At 36.3% G+C, this 21,633-nt stretch carries 21 protein-coding genes; 6 read left to right on the forward strand and 15 right to left on the reverse strand.

Annotation, left to right across the window (positions count from 1 at the left end; genetic code table 11):
• The first annotated feature begins 111 nt into the window (after positions 1 to 111).
• From AC5YDH_RS13310 to AC5YDH_RS13330, 5 genes are all read left to right on the forward strand, one after another.
• Positions 112 to 303, forward strand: a complete 192-nt coding sequence (locus AC5YDH_RS13310; RefSeq protein WP_496120195.1) for a helix-turn-helix domain-containing protein — start codon at positions 112 to 114, stop codon at positions 301 to 303.
• Between the two features lie 168 nt (positions 304 to 471).
• Positions 472 to 1,143 (forward strand): TnsA endonuclease N-terminal domain-containing protein, encoded by a 672-nt coding sequence (locus AC5YDH_RS13315; protein WP_496120197.1) that lies wholly within the window; start codon positions 472 to 474, stop codon positions 1,141 to 1,143.
• Positions 1,144 to 1,145: 2 nt separating this feature from the next.
• On the forward strand, positions 1,146 to 3,032 hold the full coding sequence (locus AC5YDH_RS13320; RefSeq protein WP_496120199.1) for a TnsB C-terminal domain-containing protein: 1,887 nt from the start codon (positions 1,146 to 1,148) through the stop codon (positions 3,030 to 3,032).
• On the forward strand, positions 3,025 to 3,939 hold the full coding sequence (locus AC5YDH_RS13325; protein WP_496120201.1) for a TniB family NTP-binding protein: 915 nt from the start codon (positions 3,025 to 3,027) through the stop codon (positions 3,937 to 3,939). Before AC5YDH_RS13320 ends, AC5YDH_RS13325 begins: the two co-directional genes overlap by 8 nt.
• 22 nt (positions 3,940 to 3,961) lie before the next feature.
• The gene (locus AC5YDH_RS13330; RefSeq protein WP_496120203.1) at positions 3,962 to 5,947 is read left to right on the forward strand and encodes a TniQ family protein; all 1,986 of its coding nucleotides are present in this window, start codon (positions 3,962 to 3,964) and stop codon (positions 5,945 to 5,947) included.
• Between the two features lie 173 nt (positions 5,948 to 6,120).
• Here the strand turns inward: AC5YDH_RS13330 and AC5YDH_RS13335 are convergent, their stop codons facing one another.
• The 15 genes from AC5YDH_RS13335 to AC5YDH_RS13405 all read right to left on the reverse strand — a co-directional run bounded on the left by AC5YDH_RS13335 (position 6,121) and on the right by AC5YDH_RS13405 (position 20,466).
• Positions 6,121 to 6,534 carry a TM2 domain-containing protein gene (locus AC5YDH_RS13335; RefSeq protein WP_496120205.1) on the reverse strand — a complete coding sequence of 138 codons (414 nt, stop codon included), beginning with the start codon at positions 6,532 to 6,534 and terminating at the stop codon, positions 6,121 to 6,123.
• 110 nt (positions 6,535 to 6,644) lie between these two features.
• Positions 6,645 to 7,847, reverse strand: a complete 1,203-nt coding sequence (locus AC5YDH_RS13340) for a hypothetical protein (RefSeq protein WP_496120207.1) — start codon at positions 7,845 to 7,847, stop codon at positions 6,645 to 6,647.
• A gap of 438 nt (positions 7,848 to 8,285) precedes the next feature.
• Positions 8,286 to 9,926 (reverse strand): thiamine pyrophosphate-binding protein, encoded by a 1,641-nt coding sequence (locus AC5YDH_RS13345; protein WP_496120209.1) that lies wholly within the window; start codon positions 9,924 to 9,926, stop codon positions 8,286 to 8,288.
• A gap of 53 nt (positions 9,927 to 9,979) precedes the next feature.
• Entirely contained in the window at positions 9,980 to 11,446 is a 1,467-nt protein-coding gene (locus AC5YDH_RS13350; RefSeq protein ID WP_496120211.1) for an aldehyde dehydrogenase, read from the reverse strand.
• Positions 11,447 to 11,464: 18 nt separating this feature from the next.
• Positions 11,465 to 12,256 (reverse strand): aspartate dehydrogenase, encoded by a 792-nt coding sequence (locus AC5YDH_RS13355; protein ID WP_496120212.1) that lies wholly within the window; start codon positions 12,254 to 12,256, stop codon positions 11,465 to 11,467.
• Between the two features lie 9 nt (positions 12,257 to 12,265).
• Positions 12,266 to 13,060, reverse strand: a complete 795-nt coding sequence (locus tag AC5YDH_RS13360) for an SDR family oxidoreductase (protein ID WP_496120214.1) — start codon at positions 13,058 to 13,060, stop codon at positions 12,266 to 12,268.
• 25 nt (positions 13,061 to 13,085) lie between these two features.
• Positions 13,086 to 13,898: an alpha/beta fold hydrolase gene (locus AC5YDH_RS13365; RefSeq protein ID WP_496120216.1), complete on the reverse strand. Its 813-nt coding sequence runs from the start codon at positions 13,896 to 13,898 to the stop codon at positions 13,086 to 13,088.
• A gap of 16 nt (positions 13,899 to 13,914) precedes the next feature.
• A complete protein-coding gene (locus AC5YDH_RS13370) occupies positions 13,915 to 14,436 on the reverse strand; it encodes a cupin domain-containing protein (RefSeq protein WP_496120218.1) in 522 nt (173 codons plus the stop codon).
• A 113-nt stretch (positions 14,437 to 14,549) separates the two neighbouring features.
• Positions 14,550 to 15,773, reverse strand: a complete 1,224-nt coding sequence (locus AC5YDH_RS13375) for an MFS transporter (RefSeq protein ID WP_496120220.1) — start codon at positions 15,771 to 15,773, stop codon at positions 14,550 to 14,552.
• A 45-nt stretch (positions 15,774 to 15,818) separates the two neighbouring features.
• The gene (locus AC5YDH_RS13380) at positions 15,819 to 17,027 is read right to left on the reverse strand and encodes an NAD(P)/FAD-dependent oxidoreductase (RefSeq protein WP_496120222.1); all 1,209 of its coding nucleotides are present in this window, start codon (positions 17,025 to 17,027) and stop codon (positions 15,819 to 15,821) included.
• 25 nt (positions 17,028 to 17,052) lie between these two features.
• Entirely contained in the window at positions 17,053 to 17,982 is a 930-nt protein-coding gene (locus AC5YDH_RS13385) for a VOC family protein (protein WP_496120224.1), read from the reverse strand.
• A gap of 10 nt (positions 17,983 to 17,992) precedes the next feature.
• Entirely contained in the window at positions 17,993 to 18,757 is a 765-nt protein-coding gene (locus AC5YDH_RS13390; protein WP_496120226.1) for an SDR family oxidoreductase, read from the reverse strand.
• A complete protein-coding gene (locus AC5YDH_RS13395; protein ID WP_496120228.1) occupies positions 18,750 to 19,820 on the reverse strand; it encodes a Rieske 2Fe-2S domain-containing protein in 1,071 nt (356 codons plus the stop codon). The genes AC5YDH_RS13390 and AC5YDH_RS13395 overlap by 8 nt, the downstream gene beginning before the upstream one ends.
• Before the next feature lie 14 nt (positions 19,821 to 19,834).
• Positions 19,835 to 20,134 (reverse strand): recombinase-like helix-turn-helix domain-containing protein, encoded by a 300-nt coding sequence (locus AC5YDH_RS13400; protein ID WP_496120229.1) that lies wholly within the window; start codon positions 20,132 to 20,134, stop codon positions 19,835 to 19,837.
• Between the two features lie 26 nt (positions 20,135 to 20,160).
• Positions 20,161 to 20,466, reverse strand: coding sequence for a non-heme iron oxygenase ferredoxin subunit (locus AC5YDH_RS13405; RefSeq protein ID WP_496120230.1), 306 nt, complete (start codon positions 20,464 to 20,466; stop codon positions 20,161 to 20,163).
• Between the two features lie 259 nt (positions 20,467 to 20,725).
• Between AC5YDH_RS13405 and AC5YDH_RS13410 the strand changes: the two genes are divergently transcribed.
• On the forward strand, positions 20,726 to 21,541 hold the full coding sequence (locus AC5YDH_RS13410; protein WP_496120231.1) for an IclR family transcriptional regulator: 816 nt from the start codon (positions 20,726 to 20,728) through the stop codon (positions 21,539 to 21,541).
• Positions 21,542 to 21,633: the final 92 nt, after the last annotated feature.

Genomic DNA, 21,633 nt, shown 5'->3' on the forward strand with positions numbered 1-21,633 from the left:
AAAATACCTCTAAATTAAAATAAAAAAAATTTAAGAAAAAAATAAAAAAACTTGAAATTTAACCCAAAAAGATATTTTATATAGATTGAAATTATTACTTTTATTACTACGATGAAAACAATACAAGAAGTGAGAGACGATTTTGAAGCTTCGAATACAACTATTTCAGAGTGGTGTATTCAAAATAACTTCTCACGAGAACTCGTTTATAGAATTTTAAATACTAATAGATTACCTAAACGTGGTGAAAGCAAAAAAATTGCTATCGCACTTGGTTTAATACATGAGGAGAAAAAAGAATGACTTAAAAAAATAAAGCGGATTCAATGAATCCGCTTTACCCGTTTGCAATCAAGAGATCACTAACTGTGAGATTTTTAGTATCTCCTGATTGCATTGTTTCGTCAAGCATTGAGCAATACTGTCTAGTTTGCTCAATGGTTTAACTCATCTCAAAAATGTGAAAAAACTATGCAATTAAATTATACTGAAGAAAAGCTACAAAAACTAAACCATGGGTTACTAGAAAAATTTAACGATGTTTTTACAAAAGAAAAGCATGTTTCATCAAAGTTTATAGGTGAACGTCGTATAAATTCACGACCTGGTAGCCGTATTTCCCTATTTCCAAGTGTGAAAAACAATGAACTCGTCTGCCTTGAAAGTAATTTAGAGTTGGCTCATGCCATATATCTAGAGCGTGACGAAGATGTATTACAGTACCGAACACAAGCAATCACAATATTCTTAGATGAGAAGAAGTTTATAATTCCAGACTTCTTAATTAGAACAATCAGTGGTTTTGAAGTTCATGAAATAAAACCTTGTATTGAAACTATACCGAAAAAAACGCTTGCTCGATTAGATTTAGCCAAAGAGATTTTAAGCCACTACAATATTGATTATAAAATTTTCGATCAAAAAACTTTATTCTCAAAAAACACTATCTATCTTCTTAACGCTAGTTACCAGCGAGCTAATTCTAAAGCGATCAATCAATTTGAGTTAAAAAAAGCAGAAGAAGTAATTAAAAATAAAAAAATTGAAGATATATTTACCCTATACAAATTAATGAAAGCAGAAAATATAGATCCAATAATAGCTGACCATCTTGTTTTTTATAAAAATGCTCTAGGAGTATAATTATGAAAAATAATTTTAAAATAAATATTGGTGATCGAATAAAATACCTCAGTGAAATATATGAAATATGCTACACAGATAGTGAAGAAATTAGATATTCCAACTTCATTAGCGGAAAAATGTATTTCATCAATAAGTCTGATTTGATTAATAAGATTATCAATGGCGATATGGAATTAACATCTATTTATCTGCCTGATAAAAATAAAAATCAAATTCTAGAGATACACGAAATTAATAAATATTTAGAATATATTTTTCAAAACAAAATCCCATGCTCTACAAAACAACTTAAATTAGCAATTGAAATCATTGTCGAAAGAAATCCTAGTTTGAAAAAAATTTCAGCAAGTACATTAGCAAGATATATTAAAAAATTTAAAGAAGGATCAAATACTTATAGTAAATTCAACCACACATCCAATGGTAATAAAAGCTTACGATTTTCATTAGAAATTGAGCAAATTATTACTGATGTAATTTTTCAAATCATTATCAAAAAAGAAAGTTTTAATCCTTCAGATGCATACCTAATGATTAAGGAGAAAATTATTGCTCTCAACTGCAATGCAAAAATTCCTTCTCTACGAACCATATATCGACGCTTCAACAGACTCGATCCATATTTAGTGACAAAATATAAAAAAGGATCAAGAGAAGCAAAGAAGAACTTTCATGCTTCTGGTCAAAGTATAAATTCCCCGAATTTGCTCACAATCATTGAAATCGATACTCATATGATTGATTGCATTCTGATAGATAAACATGGAAACACACTTGGCAGACCTTATTTATCTGCTGCAATAGATATATACACTCGGGCAATCATAGGCTGGCAACTATGCATGTTACCTCCATCTGCCACAAAAACTTTACTCACTCTGAAAGACATGTTATTAAGACCCCATAGAGGCCTGATGGGAGGTATTCCAACTATCATCATTCCTGATAATGGTTGTGAATTTAATAATAATGCTCTAGCTAACTTTTGTAACAATTTTAATATTACAAAATCAGAATCTCAGCCATATGAGCCTAACAATAAACCACATATTGAAGGCTTTTTTAAAACCCTAAATCAAAATTTTATTCACAAACTAAAAGGAACAACTTATTCATCCCCAAAAGAACGAGGAGATTATGATTCTGTCAAAAATGCCTGCTATACGATAGAGAATTTACGAGATCTATTAAATGAGTGGATTGAAAATATTTATCATAAAAGCATTCATTCTGGTACCAACCAAAGGCCTGAAAAAATGTGGAATGAGGCTTCAAAAATCTTCCCCAATTTCATCATTCCTAAAATAGAAATTGAGAAAAAATGTAGAAGCGTCTTTCAATATAAAATACATAAAGGCCAGATTAATCTAAAAGGTCTTCGCTATAAATCTCATGCACTTTCAACACTTCATAATCATTTTAAAGAAAAGGTGACGATTTATGTGAATACACTAGATCTTAGCTCTATCTATATACAAGACCCATATGATTCAAACAATCTCATTCAAGCCGACTCCATTTTCCCTGAAGCAACACAAAATTTAAGTCTTGCTGAATGGATAGAAGCTAAAACTATATTGCGTGAGAAATATAAAGTTGATCCAGATGAAATTAAAAATGAAGAGCTTTTATTCTTAGCTCGTATCAATTTTTTACATACAATCGAAACTCTAAATAAGAGAAATAAACGTTTTAGGCAAATAAAAAATGATTTACCTCAATTAATAAAACACGCTGAAGATAAGTTAAATCTAACAGTTGAAAGTGATCAAAAAGAAGAAATCAACAACATGATTAATGATTCCTTTGAAACAGATATGACTTCTAGCTTTTCACCTGCTCTCTTAGCTAATTTTTTTTATGAAGAGGTGAATTTCGATGACTAATTTAAATATTGAGAAACTATCCCCCTTAAGAAACTTTGTTTGTCATCACTCTAATTTTGCAAATGCATTAACCTCTATTGAAGAATGCATACAGATAAGCTACATGAACAAACAGCCTATTGGTTCATTACTACTAGGCGAGGGTGGTGTTGGTAAATCTACAATATGTAGGCTCATTAAAAGCAAATATAAGCCATATAAACATATTGATAATAATTTTGAAAAGCTAATCGTTCCAGCATTTTATTTTCCCGTCCCATCCCCAATCACCATTAAAAGTTTGGCGATAAGAATGCTAGAAGAGTTAGGCTGCCTTGATCAAAAAGGTACAAGCGAACAAATTAATTATCGGCTACGCATCTTATTAAAGGAATGTGAAACAAAACTTATTATGCTTGATGAGTTCCATCATATTTACACTTCTAACGCACAAAAAAACAAAACCTCTGAGAGTGTTGCTAATTGGATAAAAACTCTAGCTGATGAAACAAAAATTTCGATTTGCTTAGTTGGTTTACCAAGTATCCAAAATAATCTATTTTTTGATACGCAATTAGCCAGACGCTTTTCTCATGTACTTAAACTTAATCCTCTAATCTTAAATGAAAGTATTGAGAAATCAACGCTCACACCTTTCTTAAAACAAGTCTCAAACTTTCTATCAAAAAAATTAAAGTTAACGTTTGAACCAGAAATTTATAGCCCTAATTTAGCTAAATGTATCTTTTTAGCTACTAGCGGTTATCAAGCCTATGTTATGCAGCTTATTTATCATAGTTGCTTAAATGCAATGAATAGCAACCGTTCTACTGTTGTTATTACTGATTTTTATGAAGCGTATGCTAATAAAGGTCTTATATACAAACCCATGACATCAAAAGATATTTTTCTATTTCATTCTATCTAATTATATAAAAGCATTACTACATATGAAACTTACACATAATCCTATTCCCCATGCCGATGAAAACATTTTGAGTTTATTTTTACGAGCTTCTTATGCCAACGGCTATCAAACTCCTAAACAAATGTTAAATCGTTTTAAAATACCTATATACACATCTTCATATAATGCCATTGCATCTGATATCGAAAAATGTAATGTAATTATTGAAAATTTAAATCTTACTCCAAATGCATCAAATCTAGTTATTGGCACAGTCCCACCGACCTCACAATACTATTATTGGACTACAACCCATAAGCTCCACGCTCCCCTAGTCAATATTAACTTAAATAAGTTTTGCCCAAGTTGCCTAGATAGCTATGGTTACTGGAAAAAAAATTGGTCACTAGTTCCAATAACTACATGCTTAGAACATCAAATTGATTTAATTAATAATTGCCCAGTTTGTAATACTTATTTAGATGCGAGTCGGAATTCATTATTTATTTGCCAAAAATGTTCTTTTGACTTAAGAGCATCACATCAGTCTGTATCAACCGAAGAAGAAATAGCTTTGAACAATTGGTTTTTGACTAAATTAAATTTAAACAAAGATAATTTCAGTAGAATTTTTTTTGATATATGGAGCGCATTAAATGATTACTTTAGTAGCTTAGATATTGAGAAAGAACAAATAGATATTTTAAGTTTATGTTATGCCTACATTGAGGACCAAGATTATTTTTTAGAAATATTTATGGCCGAAATTGAAAAAAATTTAGTTTTTTCTCATCCAAAAATTCAGCTCTTACCCTTTTTGAAAAAGAAAAAATACTTTTCTGAAAGTATCATCAATCCTATTATTTCTAAATACAAAGGATATTCGCAATATGCAACTAAACACATTGATTCCACACTCAATAAAAATGATACGTTATTGGTATTAGATACTTGTTTTAGAACATTAAAAAAGAAGTTAGAAACAGGCTCTCTATCTCATGATCAATTGTATCAATGTAAAAAAAATACCTTTTCAAGTAAAATTATTGAAAATTGGTTAATTAACCATGACTACCATACGACAGATAGATACAATTCACTCCGATCTCCTATCACTACAGATGAGTCCAAAAATTATTTTAGTATCCATGAAATAAGTAATCTTTTTGGAATATCTGGCGATCTCACGAGAGCCTTTGTTCGAAATCCTAATATCCCTCGTACAAGAAAATTTTTAATTAATCATTCAAAAACATGTGTCAGTAAACAATTCATTTTAGACTTCAATGATACTTATATTTTTCCGTCAACGCTTGCCAATCAATTGAGTGTTCCTGTAATGACTATAAGAGATAAACTCTCTTTTCTAAATATCCATTCAGCACCTTTAAGTGAACCATCAACGCCCTTTTACTATCGAAAGGATGTTCAACACATCACCAAAGAGATACTGATGAATATAAATCAGTTTCCAAGTCGTGCAGGAAGAAGAAAAAAAGGTGTGATTGTTGAAAATAAAAATACTATTGACCTATCTTCTGCTGCTACAGCATTAAACTTATCTGAACTTCAAACTGCTCATTTAATTAGAACAGGTCTACTAAAGGCTGAATTCGATAAAAAGCCATATCGTATTTATAGAAAGAGCCTAAATCGTCTGTTGCAACGAAAAAATGATCCCTCTTATATCAGTTTAGAAGACGCTCTTAAGGCCCTAAGCTTGACGTTAAGAGAGTTAGACAAAAACTGGGTAATGACTGGATATCTTTCAATTATAAAAATAGGCTACTGGAAATTAATAGAGCTTAAAAAGTTCCAATATGTGCAAGATATTCATAAATCTTTTTTTACTGCTTCACAAGCTAATGCATATTTAAGGATGCACAGAACTCATATCACAAACCTAGTTAAGCAAGGCTTAATTAAATCCCACATTTTTGGGCACCACATCTATTCTATTAGACTATTCAAAAAAGAAGATGTAGAACAATTAAGAATAAATTTAAAAGGGAGAAGCGAAAAATCTTAACTTTTGAGTCAAAATTTTGAAGAAAATCGCACTCATTATGACCAAATCAACTGAGATTCAAAGTCACAAAAAAATACTGAGCATTTGATTTAATTAAAATAATAAATCTCACCTTATATGTCATTTAACGCAAGAAATCCCGTCTTAATGACGGGATTTTTATACTTATCAAATCAACCATATTTACGTGCAAAATCTTCATCGCTCGTACATAAGTAAATAATGAACTCAATAAATGCAACAATTGCAGGAATAAACGTCCAACAGAAAAGCAGGTAAACAATCCCCCAACCTATTTGTCCCAAATAGAACTTATGAATACCAAAACCACCTAAGAAAAATGCCAATACAGCAGCAATAATTTTACTCTTTTCCCCAACTTGAGTGAATGTATTACGCTGCCCACCAATCAGGAAAATTTCTATAGCTTCGTTTTGTCCTGAAACTTGAAAATCAACTTGCTGTCCTTTAATAGGTGCAATTTGCTCATTCCAAGAGCTTCCAGAAAAGGAATAGCGACTTTGGTCATCGCCACTAATAATTCCCTTATTCCCCTGAACTGAATAATCTAAAATAATGCCTTTCATTGTTGTTCTCTTTGGATTTAATTATTTGAATCTTTATTACTTATATAAAAAAATGATCAACTTTTCAACAAAAAAAAGCCCTCAAATGAGAGCTAATTTCTAGCTTGCTTTTAGAATGTGAATCCTATATTCAAGTTCACACGATATAACCATTGATCTGAATATTTAGAGCCTGCACCCGTTGTTAAACCTGTACCATTTTGTGCACCACCTAAAATATTGGCATTTTTACCCCATGTATAATCTGCCCATACCATAAACGGTTTTGCAATAAACATTGCACCTGTTGTATTCATTTGTGAAGCATTCCAATCACTTTCAGATTTGTGGAAATAGCTATAATCGTTATAGAAACGAATCGCTTTTAACATTCCCATATCTTTAATAGGTAAAGTATAGGCAAGGTTTACACTACCTACTGTACCCTCAGAAGCAATGAAATAAGAAGGTGTTAAGCCATTTGCACCCATAAGCGTCATACGGTTATCAACACCCGTAGGATTTTTTGCATCATATTCATAATGAATGACAGAAGACTGCAAATTCCAACGTTGATATTCACTATTGGTATGTAAACCTAAAGCATGGTAATTACCATTGTCTTTCGTGGTTGTATTGTATAACTCAGATACAGCACCAGACACACCAATTTCATGTTTACCAAAGTTTTTAGTTGTAAACTTATGTGCTACGCGAGCATTAAATTGGTTATGTTTTTCATTTTGGTATTTAGATTGAAATGGTAAATGGTTTTCATCAAAATCATCATAAGTACCAGATTCTGGTGAATAACGTAAGTTCGCAGCTAACATTCGTGGATAGTAGCCTAGCTTAATATCCCAATCTGCATTATTAAAATTCCAGTTCAGACCCGGCGCAATATTATTACCGTAACCCAAGAAAAATGGTAAATGATATGTCCAGCCATTTTGCGGGTATGGATAAAGTGCAAATGGTTTATAAACTAAACCTGCTTCTATGCTTTGGTTTTTATCAATGTTGTAACCCACATATGCTTTTTCAACAGATGTCATTTCTTGGTCTTGAATGATAGGGCTAGCATTTAAATAAAAATCACCATACTTTCCTTTCAAGTCTAAACGGAAAATATCAAAATCTAGCTTTCCAGCACCACGGTTTTTACTTTCTTCCCACTGTTCATAACGATGGTTAAAACGTATAAGACCACCCACTTTAAATGAGTTTGCTCCATCTTCACTTTTCCATTCTAATAAATCATCTTTAGCGTGTAATAACGAGCTACTCGATGCCATCATGAGTAAAATTGAAGTACCTAATAATGCTTTTTTCATGTTAACCCCTTCATGCAAAACACAAGAGTTTTATATATAAAACAATGTTTACATTAGATTTTATTTAAAAAAAATTAGCTAAATCCTTAGCTAGTGGCGTTTATTCTTCAATCTGCTTCCTCTGGATAAAGCATATTGAAGATTTTTTCAGTCAGCCGTCCATGTTCTGACAAAACTTTCTGAAGAATTCCTTTTACATCTTAAGTTTGAAGCAAATGTTTGCTTTTAGACCTCAGCATTTTCCACAAAGATGTTTTAAATTTTTCGCATGAAGTTCGTTTTTCTTGGTCAATCTTTGCTATTTTTTAATATCTTTAAATACAATTTAAAGTACCAAATATTTCTGTTTCACTTCTTGTGAAGCAAACAATCTCAACATTTGGAAACTGAATACCCATCGAGATGAATATTCAGATTTTTAGGGAATTTAAAAATAAATTAGTACAATTTTTTTTGTGGTGGACCCGCAAATTTAAGTGGACCAATCGAGTTCATATCTAGCTCAATCACTGCTGGACCATTCAAATCAATGGCTTCTTGAATTGCTGTTTTGAATTCTTCAGCACTGCCGACTTTCCAACTTTTCACGCCCATCGACTCACCTAACAATTTATAATCGGGTGTATGAAGTTCATTGAAATATTGACGGCCACCGAAGTAGTTGTTTTGAATGCCACGCATTACCCCATAACCACCATCATTCATAACCATCAGTACCATGTCAGTATTTTCTTGCGCCATTGTTGCAATTTCGCCAATACCAAGCATTAAACCGCCATCACCCACTAAACCCACGACTTTTTTCGTTGGATTCGCAATAGATGCACCAATTGCATGTGCAAGACCTAAACCAATCGCGCCTGCAAGTGAGTGAATATTTTTATTTGGTGTTTGCACAGGGAATAAACGGCTACCCCATGTGCTACCTGACATCGTGATGTCACGGACAAAAATGCCGTCTTCTGGCAGTGCTGTACGCAAGTGATCACAAATGAGAGCATATTGATCCATTTGTGTACGTAAAGCATCAATTGCACTTTCACGTGCCGCTTTAATTTCAGCATCGTAAGATGAATCTACTTTTGAAACACCTGATAGTGCATCTACAACACGTGCAAGTGTGTTTTTTGCATCAGCACAAATAAATTGACCAATTTTGTAGTTACGTTGTTGTGCAACAGGGTTTGCATCTACCTGAATAATGTTTTCTGGGAATACAACTGAATACGTCTTGGTTTCGTTACTACGTAAGCGTGAACCCACTACAACAAGTAAGTCTGCATCTTTAATCAGTTGTTCTACTGCTGCTGAGTTATGGAATGCACCCAATGTACGTGGATGGCTATCTGCCAAAACACCACGTGCATGTGTAGATGACACCACTGGAATACCTAAATCTGCAATTGCTTTTACTTCTTCAACTGCATTTAAAGTACCACCACCAATCCAAAATACTGGGCGTTTTGCAGCCTTAATAGCATCGGCTATTACACTTACTTCAACATCTTCAGCGAAAGGAATTTGTAATGCTTTAACAGGACCTAAATTTGCAGGTAAATCAATTTCGGCAGCTTGTACATCAATTGGAATTTCAACACTTACAGGTCCCATTGGAACTGTTGTTGCAACTCGAATTGCTTCACGAATTACACCTACGGCGTTGTCTGGACTTGTAATGCGAAATGCAGCTTTGCTTGATGCTTTTAAGAATGTGAGCTGATCTTTCGTTTCATGAATGAAGCTTGCATCACGATCTAAATATTCACGCTCAACCTGACCTGTTAAATGCAATACAGGGCTGCCAGCATTCATAGCTTCAATAAGTGAACCCACTGCATTACCTGCACCGGCACCTGTACTTGTAAGAGCAACACCCAAACCTGTGAAACGTGAATGTGAATCTGCCATAGTGACACAACCTGCTTCACCACGTGCTGCAACAAAATGCATCTTTTCACGACGACCTACTGCATCTGCAATAGGTAAGTTATGAATAGAAATTACCCCATACATGCTATCTACTTGATGCGCTTCTAAAACACGTGCGATTGCTTCGCCTACATTTACTCTTTCAGTCATTTTGATATTTCCTTAATTCTAATTTCTTAAATCTGTTGCTTTGTGGGCACGTATTAATCTGCCCAAGGATTTGCTTGTTCGTTTAAACCTAAATAAATACTTTTTTGTTGCATATAAGACAGGATACCTAAACGACCTTTTTCACGACCAATACCACTGTCTTTAAAGCCACCAAATGGCGCGCTAATCGAGAATTTTTTATAGGTGTTAATCCATACAGTACCAACTTCCAAAGTACGGGCTATTTTCCATGCTTTACGATAGTTTTCTGTCCAAATACCTGCTGCTAAACCAAAGCAGCTATCATTTGCTTGTTCAATTAAATTTTGCTCATTGTCATAAGACATCACTACAAGAACAGGTCCAAAAATTTCTTCTTGGCATGTTTGAGCACTATTGTTTAAGCCTGTAATAATGGTTGGTTTGTAGAAGCTACCTTTTGCAAATTCACCGTCTGTAATTGCTTCACCACCTGTTACAACTGTTCCACCCTCAGATTTCGCAAGCTCTACATAACGATGAACAGATTCCAAGTGCTTTTCGTTAATAAGTGAGCCCATGTGAACATTTGGCGTTTCAGGATGACCTACTCGTAAGCCTTCTGTAATTTCTACAAGGCGTTTTAAAAATTCGTCATAAATAGACTTATGAATAAATAAACGTGAACCTGCGATACAAGCCTGACCTGCTGAACTGAAAATTCCGTAAGCAATGCCTTTTGCTGCAATTTCAATATCTGCATCTGGGAATACAATTGTTGGAGATTTACCACCTAACTCTAACGATGTTGTAATCAGCTTTTCTGCTGCAATATGTGCTAAATGACGACCTGTGGTTGTACCACCTGTAAATGAAATTTTGCGTACAAGTGGGTGTTGTGCAATTGCATCACCAATGACTGATCCACGACCAACAAGTACACTTAAAATGCCTTTTGGTAAGCCCGCTTCTTCAAAGATTTTTGCAAGCTCTAAGGCAATAAGTGATGTTGCTTCAGCAGGTTTTAAAATAACTGCATTACCTGCTGCAATTGCAGGTGCAAGCTTCTGAACCTCACTCGCAATAGGCGAATTCCAAGGTGTAATAGCTGCAATTACACCTACTGGCTCATGTACACTCATGGTCACGAAATCAGGTGCACGTTGTGTCGTTAATTCTTCATTGAATGTTTCACAAGCTGCTGCATTAAAACGTGCAGTAGCTGCAGCACTCATTACTAGTGCGCGTGTTTCAGATAAAGGTTTGCCATTATCACGTGTTTGTAATTTTGAAAGTTCATCTACACGAGATTCAATAATATCTGCCACACGATACAAAATTTTTGCGCGCTCATGTGGGAGCGAGTTACGCCACTCAGGTTTACGCCATGCCTGATCTGCTTTGACAATTGCTTCTTCAACATCTTCTAATGTTGCAGTAGAAATTTCGGCATTCACTGAGTTATCTGCTGGAAATAGGCTTTGAATGACATTTCCACGACCTAGACGCCATTCACCTGCAATATATATTTCTTTTACCATGGCACTTACCTATCCCTTTTAAATCTGAATTGCGTCTACGCTATTACGACATGCACGAATCACACTTAGTGCTGCCAAGGTTGAAGTTTTTGGATTACTCTCTAAAGGCACTCCAATCATTTCAATACTCATTTTCCCAAAGCGACCTTCTGCCACTATGGTGTGTTTGTTTTGACTAATATTTGGATCTACAGTTAATTCAACTTGAGTATCATCCATGCCTACACCAGCTAAAGCGATGGTTGCAGCAACATTGGCATTTGCTGGAAAGTTAAGAGCAGCTTCACGTGCAGTTCCTTTGTAGAACACAGTCGCTTCTTTCACACTGTCTAAATCAATGAGTTTTTCCGCATAGCTTCCACGCCAGCTGTTTGGGCTTTTACAGCCTTTATACGTGACTTTTTCTAAGCCACCTTCTTTAGCTGCTGCAATACCATCAATACCAGCAATTGCACCTGCCAATAAGTGAAGATGTGCACCTGAGTTTTCTGCTATTTTCTGTAGTTTTTCGAAAAATGCCGTGTCAGCTAACGTGCCCACTGAAATTAAGCCAATGCTCCAACCACGTGCTAAAACATGTTCAGCATGTTCTTTCACAGCAGCTTGACCCGCCACCTCAATGACATAATCAGGCTCACCTAAACAGTCATCGACTTTCGAAATGACGTGTACATTTGCTGCAACTTTTTGCTTTACAGCTTCAACACTGCGCTCAGGTACAACAACCCATTTCAATTCAAGATCTTTGGGTAAGTGGCGACATACTTCATTTGCCATTGCACCAAATCCAATCATCATTAACTGTTTCATGAATTCACCTTATAAATGCTTATTAAAGCCGCCAGACACATCAATAGTTGAACCTGTTGTGTATGAAGCCAATGGTGAAGCAAGGAATACTAATGCACGTGCTGGCTCTTCTGGCTTACCTAAGCGTGCCATTGGAATACCCCGATTTTTTGCAATATTGCCAATCCACTCTTCCCAAGACTGACCTTGATCAGAACGCTCTGCAAAGCGGCGTTTCCACTGAGCTGATTCAACCATGCCTAATAAAATTGAGTTCACACGAATGTTGTATTGAGAAAATTCATGTGCCATTGAATGTGTTAAGTTCAATAAAGCTGCGCGTGCAGAAGATGTTGCAATCATGTGAGGTTCAGGTTGCAAAGCAAGTAGTGAATTCACATTAGTAATAGAACCGCTATTTGAATTCTTTAGTGCAGGCAAAAATGCCTTAATTGGATGTAAAACACTAAAGTATTTCAATTCAATTTCATTTAACCAATCTTCATCTTGCGTATTATCGAAGTTTGAAACACGACCTTGACCAGCATTGTTAATAAGTAGATCAACACCACCAAATTTACTTTGAACTTGCTGTGCAAACTTTTCTACATCTGCTTTATCTAGAACATTACACGTTGCTGTAAACACGTTTGCATTAGGATAACGCGATAAAATAATTTCTTTTGATTCTGCTAGGCGTTGTTCATTACGACCACACCACGCGACATTGGCTCCTTCGGCAACAAGCAATTCAACAGTTGCCAGCCCAATGCCCGACGAGCCACCGGTAACTACTGCATTTTTTCCATTCAATTGGAAGCTCATATCCATATCTCACATAAGTGCTTTATTAAAGCGACAATAAAATTTGATTAAATTCTTCTGCTTGGTCGAGATAACTCAAATGACCTGCATCTGCAATTTGGTAGCACTGGTTTAATTTGTATGCTTTTGCCAGTGCTTGAATATCTTTTGCGGGTGTAATGCCATCTAACATTCCCATCACAACGTGTGTATTTGCTTGCTGTTCTTGCAAATACGTTTGAATCGAGTCATAAGCTAATAAATAAGATGCGTTCGTAAATCCATCTAAACTAATTTTTTGCATGACGTCTTCTATAAGTGCCAATACAGCTACTGTTATATGTGCAACTAAATATGGACCACGAGATTGTGCCATTCCTACAGCACCAAGCTCTTTCAGCATTTTTGGTCTTTTTTCAAATACATCTTTTTGCTTTTGTGCATCAAAACCTTTATAGCCTTGCGCTATATTTGCTAATACCAAAGCATTTACAGTTTCAGGATATAAAGCATTGAATGCAGCTGCCTGTAATGCACCAAGAGAATGTCCTACCAAAATTACATCTTTCAAATCCAAAGCATCTAACATACCTTTTAGACGCTTTGCATAATCGGTCGCATTGGGTTCTGATGTTGCTAAAACATCAGACTTTCCATAACCTGGTGCATCCCAAGCAATCAAATGAAAGTGCTGAGCAAGGTCTTGCAATTGCTTAACCCAAGATGCAGAACCAGAACTAATACCATGTAAAAGTACGAGCGTTTGCCCCTGTCCTGCTTCTCGATAAGACTGAGTTACACCGTCAAATTGGACTGTTTTCAATTCAAACTGTGTACTTTGCTCAACTAGATTCATCACTTTCATCCTTACTGAATTAACGCTTAATTTGTGATAATGGGTGCTCAGGTGGATAGTTCGGGATTGTTGGTTTACCCGTACCTAACATCACACACATCAAGGCATCTTCAGTACCTGGGTTAAATAAACCACGGTAAATACCCGGTGGAATTGAAATCAAATCACGCTCTTTTAAACGTGTAGAGAATTTCTCACCTTCATGCTCAATAAAAAGATCAATCTCACCACGAAGCATGAAAAATACTTCTTCCACGTCATGATGAATATGTAATGGACCTTCACATTTCGCTGGTAAAACCATTGTTGAGAATGTGAAGTTTTCAGCAGGTACAGTGTTGTTGTCGCTAGATACACCTGTTGCACCTGTGCCCATATAACGCATTTGTGCACGGCGATATTTCGGATCGTAATCCGCTTGGAATTTCAAAGCATCAAAGTCATATTTACGTGTTTCAAAACGAGCAATACGACCACCAATCCATTCTTCTAAAGATTTATCTTCAGGCTGTTTCCATGATTCAAATTGTTGAGTTGACATGAAACTCACTCCTTTAAGTTTTGGACTGAATCTTGATGACTCAATAAATGATTCAGTCCGTTTATTAAATTTCTTGTTTTCCTATCACCGAGGTGACAAGGCAACTTTTTGTTTTAGTAACGTTTCAACAATGGTGCTAGGAAGAACGACCCCACAACTGCCACAACAGCAAGGAACGTAATACCTAAGTTAAAGCTACCTGTTTGCATCACAATCGCACCAATAATGACTGGTGCTACTGCACTCGCAAAGTTACCTAAACCGTTAAAAATACCGCCTGCTGTTGCACCAACATCTGCCGTCGTTACTCGAGCTAAAAGTGCAAATACTGCTGCTACCCCAAAACCCCAAGCCATTGCGCTTAAAGACATTGCTAAAATAACGACGATTGGGTTGGTCGCGATTACCATGAGGTACATGAAAATACCTGCAACAAATAAACCGCCACTCACTTGAATTGCACGTTTACCTATTTTGTCCGAGAACACCGCACCTACAATTTCACCAATCAGCATGGCAATAAATGGGAAGCTTGAATAAATACCGAACTCTTTAAGATTGAAGCCCTTGTCTTGGATTAAATACGAAGGTACCCAACTGTTAAGACCCCATAGGTATGTCATCAGTGCAATATTAAAAATACAGATCAACCAAAATGCGCTATTGGTGAATAATTTTTTCGTATTTTGTAAATGCTCTTGAAAATTCACACGTTTCTTCACGCCCTCTAAATCAACAGTACGTTTGATTTGTAAGTTACGAAGACCGAAGTAAACTAGTACCATCACGACTAGCGTAAGTGCAGCCATAACAAAGAAAGTTGTATGCCATTCATAATGTGCCAGTACGTAAGCAGTAATTGGGAAACCTAAGAAGGCACCAATTGGTGTACCAAGAAGGAACATTGTTGAAGCACGTGCTTGCTGACGATCTGTATACGTCTGCTTCACGATGGTATATGCCAAAGCAAATAAAGGACCTTCAGCTAAACCAAGTAATACACGTAGTACAACAAGTGTTGTGAAATCTGTTGTGAAGCCCATAATCAACATGAGTACACCCCATGATGCTACGCTCCACATCAACATTTTTTTAGGACAGAAAATATCGCCTAAAAAACTTAAAAACATAGATGAGAAACCATAAGCTAATAAGAAGCTCGTCATGAGCCATCCAAGTTTAGCTTTATCGTGACCAATCCCCATCACATCAAGAAAAGTTTGATCTGAGAACAAAACCGCAATACTGATTTTGTCAAAAAAAGCGAGAACAACGCAGATCATTAAAATGATTGCTGGTGTCCAATGTTTTATGCCTGTTTTTTCTTCACTTTCCATTATACATTCCTTCGAGTACGTGCTCAGTGAGTTCTCATACGCCGCTTATTTCAATTTCATCAAATTAAAATCTAGATCTTGTAGTTGTTGTGGATCGAGCACAGTAGCGTTTGCTAGCCATCTTTTTGCGAGCTTTACTAGTTTTGCTTCATTCACGGCAATCATATTGATGAGTCGATTTTGATCATCGAGATAGAAAAAGCTTTGTTGAGTAGAATTTGTTTTACGTATGACCACCTGTGAAGTTTTTTCAGGTTGATACGTCCCCAAAATTTGAATATTGCATTGATATTGATCTGACCATAACCACGGAACATCTTGGTAAGAGGTCAGTTCACCTAACATAGATTTTGCCGCGGAGATTGCTTGGTTTTGTGCGTTAGCCCAAGACTGAATGCAATAACCTAAAGCAGGATGAATCGCCACATCTCCAGCAGCATAAATATCTACATTGGAAGACTGACCAAACTCATTTACAACGATGCCGTCTTTCACATCAAGTTCAGCTTCTACGGCTAACTCTTTAGAAATTTCAGCACCTGCGCCAACCACTACACAATCAAAAGTTGCATGACCCAAAGGTCCTGCATGAATTTCTACTTGGTTTTGGTCAACTTCATTCAGACTCAACTCTGTTGCATTTAAATGGATTTTTGTCCCTGCTTCTTCATGTAAAGCTTTTAAAAAATCTGAAATTTCTGGGCTTACACTTCTGGCACAAAGACGAGAACCATATTCAAAAATCTCAACATTTTTACCTTGCTTACGTGCTGTTGCAGCAATTTCCAATCCGATCCAACCACCACCAATCACAGCAACATTTTCAGCAGTTTTGAATTGTTCTGCCAAGGTATGGCAGTCTTGAATATCTCGTAAGGTGTATACATTTTTAAAGCTTGCCCAATCTGCAACTGGAATACGCGCACGACTTCCTGTTGCAATGAGTAACTTGTCATAGGCAAGTGCTTTACCACTTTGCAAATGTACACATTTATCTTGTTTATCAATTTTTACAGCCAAATCTGGTTTATGCCAAATCACTGAAAACTCATCAACTTGGTCTGGTGAAAATAGATTTAAGCTTTCCACAGTTGCTTCTTTCGAAAGCACCTGCTTAGACAAAGGAGGACGCTCGTAAAAAACACTGTCCTCATTAGACACAACATGAATTTCACCGTTATATCCCTGATTGCGAAGTGTATGAACGGCCCATCCTGCGGCTTGCCCTGCACCTACAATTACAATTTTATTCATGTTGATCTCCCTATCTATTTTCCGATTACGCTGGCTTTACTTGGCGACGTGTTTCATGATCTAAACCACCCTCAATCGCCCATTCTGTAAAGAGTTCTAGACGATGTTCTTCTTCACGTGGCTGCCATTCTTCGGTCAAATAATCATCATTTGTGTAATATTCAAAAGCGCCGCCTAATGGTGAATTTACATACCAGAAATACGCAGATGAAATAGGATGACGACCCGGACCAATAAATGTTGACCATTGCTGACGGTTCATACTTAAACCACCACCAATCACTTCATGAATATCACGAACAACAAAGGCAACATGATTCAAACCAGCAGGTTTATTTGGAATCGAAAGTAGGAACAAATCATGGTGAAAGCCTTCACCACGACAGCGTAGGAAAGCACCTCTATTTGTATAGGCATCAGATAAATGAAAACCTAATTTTTCGATATAAAAAGCTTGGGTTGTTTTTAAATCTGGTGTGAAAAATACAACGTGACCAATATCTACAGGCTCAGCTTTTTCATAAACAGGGCTTGCCGCATTTACGCGTTGAACATTACCAAATTGGTTAATACCTTCTGTACGTGCTTGTGCAACGTCTTTAGTAATTGTTTTTTCAAAAACAATGGTCATGCCATTTGGATCAAGACATTCAACCTTACTTTCAGTTGCATTGAATTTCGGTTCAGCAGAAAGTTTTGCTTTTAAAGCCTCAAGGTCTTGATCGCTTTCAACACCCCAAGTCACTTCACGCAATGTAGAACCCGCTTCAATTGCTTCAGGTAAACGCTCATCAGCTATATCAAATAAGTAAATTTTGCAGCCATTTTGCGTTTGATATAAATCTGCACCCTCAACATCTGAAGTAGATGCTTTTAGACCAAAATCAGCTAAAAATGTGTTTGCTTCTACTCGGTCTTCAACACCAAATTTTAGAACTTCAATACCTGTAATCATGTGTTGCTCCTTAATTAAATACAAAGCCGCCATTCACAGGAATATTTTGTCCCGTCACAAAAGAAGACATATCTGAAAGTAGATAAATCGCTGTGCCGTTTAAATCCTGAGGATGTTGTTGACGTTGTATTGCTCTTCCATTGACATACAAATCATGACGAGCTTGAGGTACATATTCCGTTGCTTCTACAAGCGTTAAACCAGGGCTAATCGTGTTAACACAAATATTGTCTTCACCCAATTCACGTGCCATAGAACGTGTCATTGAAATAATTGCACCCTTGCTTGCGATATACGCCATTAAACGTGGTGCACCCCACAAAGCTGTATCTGATGCAATATTGACAATTTTTCCTGCACCCGAAGCTTTTAAATGAGGAACACATGCTTGCGTTACTAACCAAGTGCCCTTCACATTTACAGTCATCACTCGATCCCAAAGATCTTCGTCATATTCCATAAGGGTTACGCCACCTACACCTGTTGCAAGTGCGGCACAATTAATCAAACCATCTAAACCATTTAATTTTTCAACTGCTTGAGCAACCGCTTGTTGAATTGAGGCCTTTTGACTTAAGTCAATTTCAACCGCTGAAACATCGAAACCCTGGGCAGATAATGCAGATGCTTCTTGTTGAACTAAATCAGCCAAAATATCTGCCATCACAACCGATGCACCTGCTTCAGCAGCAGCTTGGGCGAAATCACGCCCTAAGCCACGTGCAGCACCTGTTACAAGAATGCGTTTGCCCGCTAAAATTGGCAGATTAGCCATTAGACGCTTCCTTCATTTCAATACGGTTTTCAACTTGAGATGACTGAAGTGCAGCAAACTTTTTAAGTTGTTTTTCTGCTTCTTTTTTCATTAAGCGACGTAAGCGAGATAAACCAACATCGTGCTGATATAAGAACTCGTGTTTACGTGCATTTGGTGCGAGGTTTTCTAAAATAATACGATCTTGCTCCAATACATCCCAATGCAATTGTTCTAAATGATTGCGGTATAAGAAGCGCCATACATTACGTTGCCAGCCTGAAACTTTTCGACAACGCCAGAAGAATACGCGTGTATTGTTTTCATCAATTGGCGTTGCAAAACCAACAATCCAGAATTCACCACCTGGACCAAATGACTTGCGATAAGGAATAGATAAACGTAACCAAGCAGCCCCAGTTTGACCGTATTCAACCCAGTCAAAGTTCACACCTGTTTGACCTTCTTTTTCAAAAACAAAACCATCTTTCGTTGGACGATGTTTCATTTCTGCTGTTTTTTCACCATCTGCCATTGAGTGCGATGTGCAATGCAAGTAAGTACCATGCATTGGATCCATTACGTTATCGACTGCATATTGATGGTTTACCTTCCAATCTGCCATGCAAAGGAATGAACTCCATTCTTCGCTTGCAAGCTGATCTGGTAAAACAAGTTCAGCTGGTGCTTCATTCGCATCAATACCAAACCAAATAAAGATTGCACCATGTAACTCTTGGACTTGATAAGTTTTTACACAGTCACTGCCTTTTAATGGGCAATCATGAACAGCTGGTACATCTTCAACAACACCATCATGGCGAACTTCAACACCGTGGTACCAACAAGCAATACGATTACCAAGATTCCAACCTAAAGAAAGACGTGCACCACGGTGTGGACAGCGATCTTCCAATGCATGAACTTGACCTTTATCATCGCGCCATACAACAATATTTTCGCCTAAACGTGTAATACCAACTGGATTTGAACCTACTTCCCAACTTGCCAATACTGGATACCATTGGTCACGTAAACCAAGATCTAAATATTGTTCAACATTCATCTCTGCAATAGTCATCATGATGTCCTTATCTGTTAATAACCTAAACGTTGCATCTCAGTTGAAAAGCTTTCAACCGACCATAGATCGCCAGATTCATCTCTAAATCCTTGATCATTTAATGCATTCACTAAGTCACCTAATTCAGTTACACCATTGGTGAATGCAGAAATTAAATGCTGAACAAAATCTTGCTCATACGGGCTTGGCACTTTGTAACGGTTTTGCCAAACTAAATGTTCAACCTGACCTGGAATTTGAATGTTATTGATACCTGCATCGCTTGAAGGTGTTGCATTAATCCATCTAGCTAGCTTTTCGTTGTATTGTTTCATTTGATTTCTTCCCTAATAATTAATTCTTAAAGCTGAACTTGAATTTCTTCGTTTTCAACTCTTACGGGATATGTACACAGATCACGACAGCCAGGACCACTTTCCAAACGTCCAGTCGGAATGTCAAAAATGGCTTCGTGCAATGGGCATTCAACGGTGGAATCTTCAATGAATCCTTCTGTTAGTAATGCGAATGCATGAGGGCAAACGTTTTCAATTGCGAAATACTTTTCTTCAATGAAAAAAATACCAATCTTTTTTTCATTGATCTCAATTGCTTTTGGTTCTTCCTCTGCAACCTCGTCCACTTTACAAACAGATATCCAATTCATGAGACCACCTCCATGTTTTACCAACAAAACTTTATTTAATATTTAAAACATACAATCAGAATAGTCTTTAATCAAAATAAATGTCAATTAATATATAAATTGCATTTTCAAACACTTATATTTATTTTATATATTGTTACGTTTTATATACGTTAAATTGTTTTATATACAAACATTGTGCACTTTCGTTTTCAACGATAAAATATGGTGCATAAATTCCATTTTCGGTGTGAATAGACAGGTAAAGGCAAACTATTTAATGAATACTACTGAAACAGAAACTGTAGCGGATCAAGACACAAACAAAAATGAAGACCGATATATCGTTCCTGGTTTAATGCGTGGATTAGCAATTCTTGCGCTATTTAATGAGCACAATCAGGAAATGACAATTTCTGAAATTGCTGAAAAATTAGATGTAAACCGCTCAAGTGCTTTTCGTTTAATTTACACCTTAGAATCTTGCGGATATTTAAGAAAACTTTCACAAAAAACCTATGCCTTAGACAGTAATATCATGTCTTTGGGGTTTAATAGTTTGTCAAAATTATCGATTAATGAACTTGCCTCGCCTCTTATGCGTGAACTTCGTGATCGCGTTAAAATTGCAGTGCATTTATCTATTCTAGAAGATACAAATGTAGTTTTTATCAATAATATACAATCAAATAGTGCATTCACCAGCACACTACAAATTGGTACACGCTGGCCCGCACATGCAACCGTTATTGGTCAGCTTATGCTATCTCGACTACCAATTTCTGAAGTGAAAAAACGTTATAGTCAATTTGAAAATTGGGTCGTATTTTCTGAACGTACACCTAAAAGTTTAACTGAACTATTAGCACGTTTAGATCAAGTTCGTGCGGAACCATTTATGGTGAGTTGGGGACATTTCAATACAGATATGGCAGCATGTGCAGCGCCTATTTTTAATCAGTCCAATAAAGATATGGTTGCAGTGTTGTCTGTCAGCTGCCCTATGAGCACATATACAGAAGATGAATTTAGATCCAACGTTGCTCAAGATGTTGTCTTACATGCACAAAAAATTTCTAAATTTATTTATATTTAATATTCAAAATAATCCATTGATTTAGAAAAGGAAGACATTTTAAATCAATGGGTTTTCGCACCATAATAGTGCGCTTTTTTTACATCATATTT

The sequence above is a fragment of the Acinetobacter sp. FY683 genome, assembly GCF_059515885.1.

Coding starts and splice junctions, on each gene's coding strand:
- AC5YDH_RS13310 (WP_496120195.1), top strand. CDS start 112: ATGAAAACAATACAAGAAGTGAGAGACGATTTTGAAGCTTCGAATACA.
- AC5YDH_RS13315 (WP_496120197.1), top strand. CDS start 472: ATGCAATTAAATTATACTGAAGAAAAGCTACAAAAACTAAACCATGGG.
- AC5YDH_RS13320 (WP_496120199.1), top strand. CDS start 1,146: ATGAAAAATAATTTTAAAATAAATATTGGTGATCGAATAAAATACCTC.
- AC5YDH_RS13325 (WP_496120201.1), top strand. CDS start 3,025: ATGACTAATTTAAATATTGAGAAACTATCCCCCTTAAGAAACTTTGTT.
- AC5YDH_RS13330 (WP_496120203.1), top strand. CDS start 3,962: ATGAAACTTACACATAATCCTATTCCCCATGCCGATGAAAACATTTTG.
- AC5YDH_RS13335 (WP_496120205.1), bottom strand. CDS start 6,534: ATGAAAGGCATTATTTTAGATTATTCAGTTCAGGGGAATAAGGGAATT.
- AC5YDH_RS13340 (WP_496120207.1), bottom strand. CDS start 7,847: ATGAAAAAAGCATTATTAGGTACTTCAATTTTACTCATGATGGCATCG.
- AC5YDH_RS13345 (WP_496120209.1), bottom strand. CDS start 9,926: ATGACTGAAAGAGTAAATGTAGGCGAAGCAATCGCACGTGTTTTAGAA.
- AC5YDH_RS13350 (WP_496120211.1), bottom strand. CDS start 11,446: ATGGTAAAAGAAATATATATTGCAGGTGAATGGCGTCTAGGTCGTGGA.
- AC5YDH_RS13355 (WP_496120212.1), bottom strand. CDS start 12,256: ATGAAACAGTTAATGATGATTGGATTTGGTGCAATGGCAAATGAAGTA.
- AC5YDH_RS13360 (WP_496120214.1), bottom strand. CDS start 13,060: ATGAGCTTCCAATTGAATGGAAAAAATGCAGTAGTTACCGGTGGCTCG.
- AC5YDH_RS13370 (WP_496120218.1), bottom strand. CDS start 14,436: ATGTCAACTCAACAATTTGAATCATGGAAACAGCCTGAAGATAAATCT.
- AC5YDH_RS13375 (WP_496120220.1), bottom strand. CDS start 15,773: ATGGAAAGTGAAGAAAAAACAGGCATAAAACATTGGACACCAGCAATC.
- AC5YDH_RS13380 (WP_496120222.1), bottom strand. CDS start 17,027: ATGAATAAAATTGTAATTGTAGGTGCAGGGCAAGCCGCAGGATGGGCC.
- AC5YDH_RS13385 (WP_496120224.1), bottom strand. CDS start 17,982: ATGATTACAGGTATTGAAGTTCTAAAATTTGGTGTTGAAGACCGAGTA.
- AC5YDH_RS13390 (WP_496120226.1), bottom strand. CDS start 18,757: ATGGCTAATCTGCCAATTTTAGCGGGCAAACGCATTCTTGTAACAGGT.
- AC5YDH_RS13395 (WP_496120228.1), bottom strand. CDS start 19,820: ATGATGACTATTGCAGAGATGAATGTTGAACAATATTTAGATCTTGGT.
- AC5YDH_RS13400 (WP_496120229.1), bottom strand. CDS start 20,134: ATGAAACAATACAACGAAAAGCTAGCTAGATGGATTAATGCAACACCT.
- AC5YDH_RS13405 (WP_496120230.1), bottom strand. CDS start 20,466: ATGAATTGGATATCTGTTTGTAAAGTGGACGAGGTTGCAGAGGAAGAA.
- AC5YDH_RS13410 (WP_496120231.1), top strand. CDS start 20,726: ATGAATACTACTGAAACAGAAACTGTAGCGGATCAAGACACAAACAAA.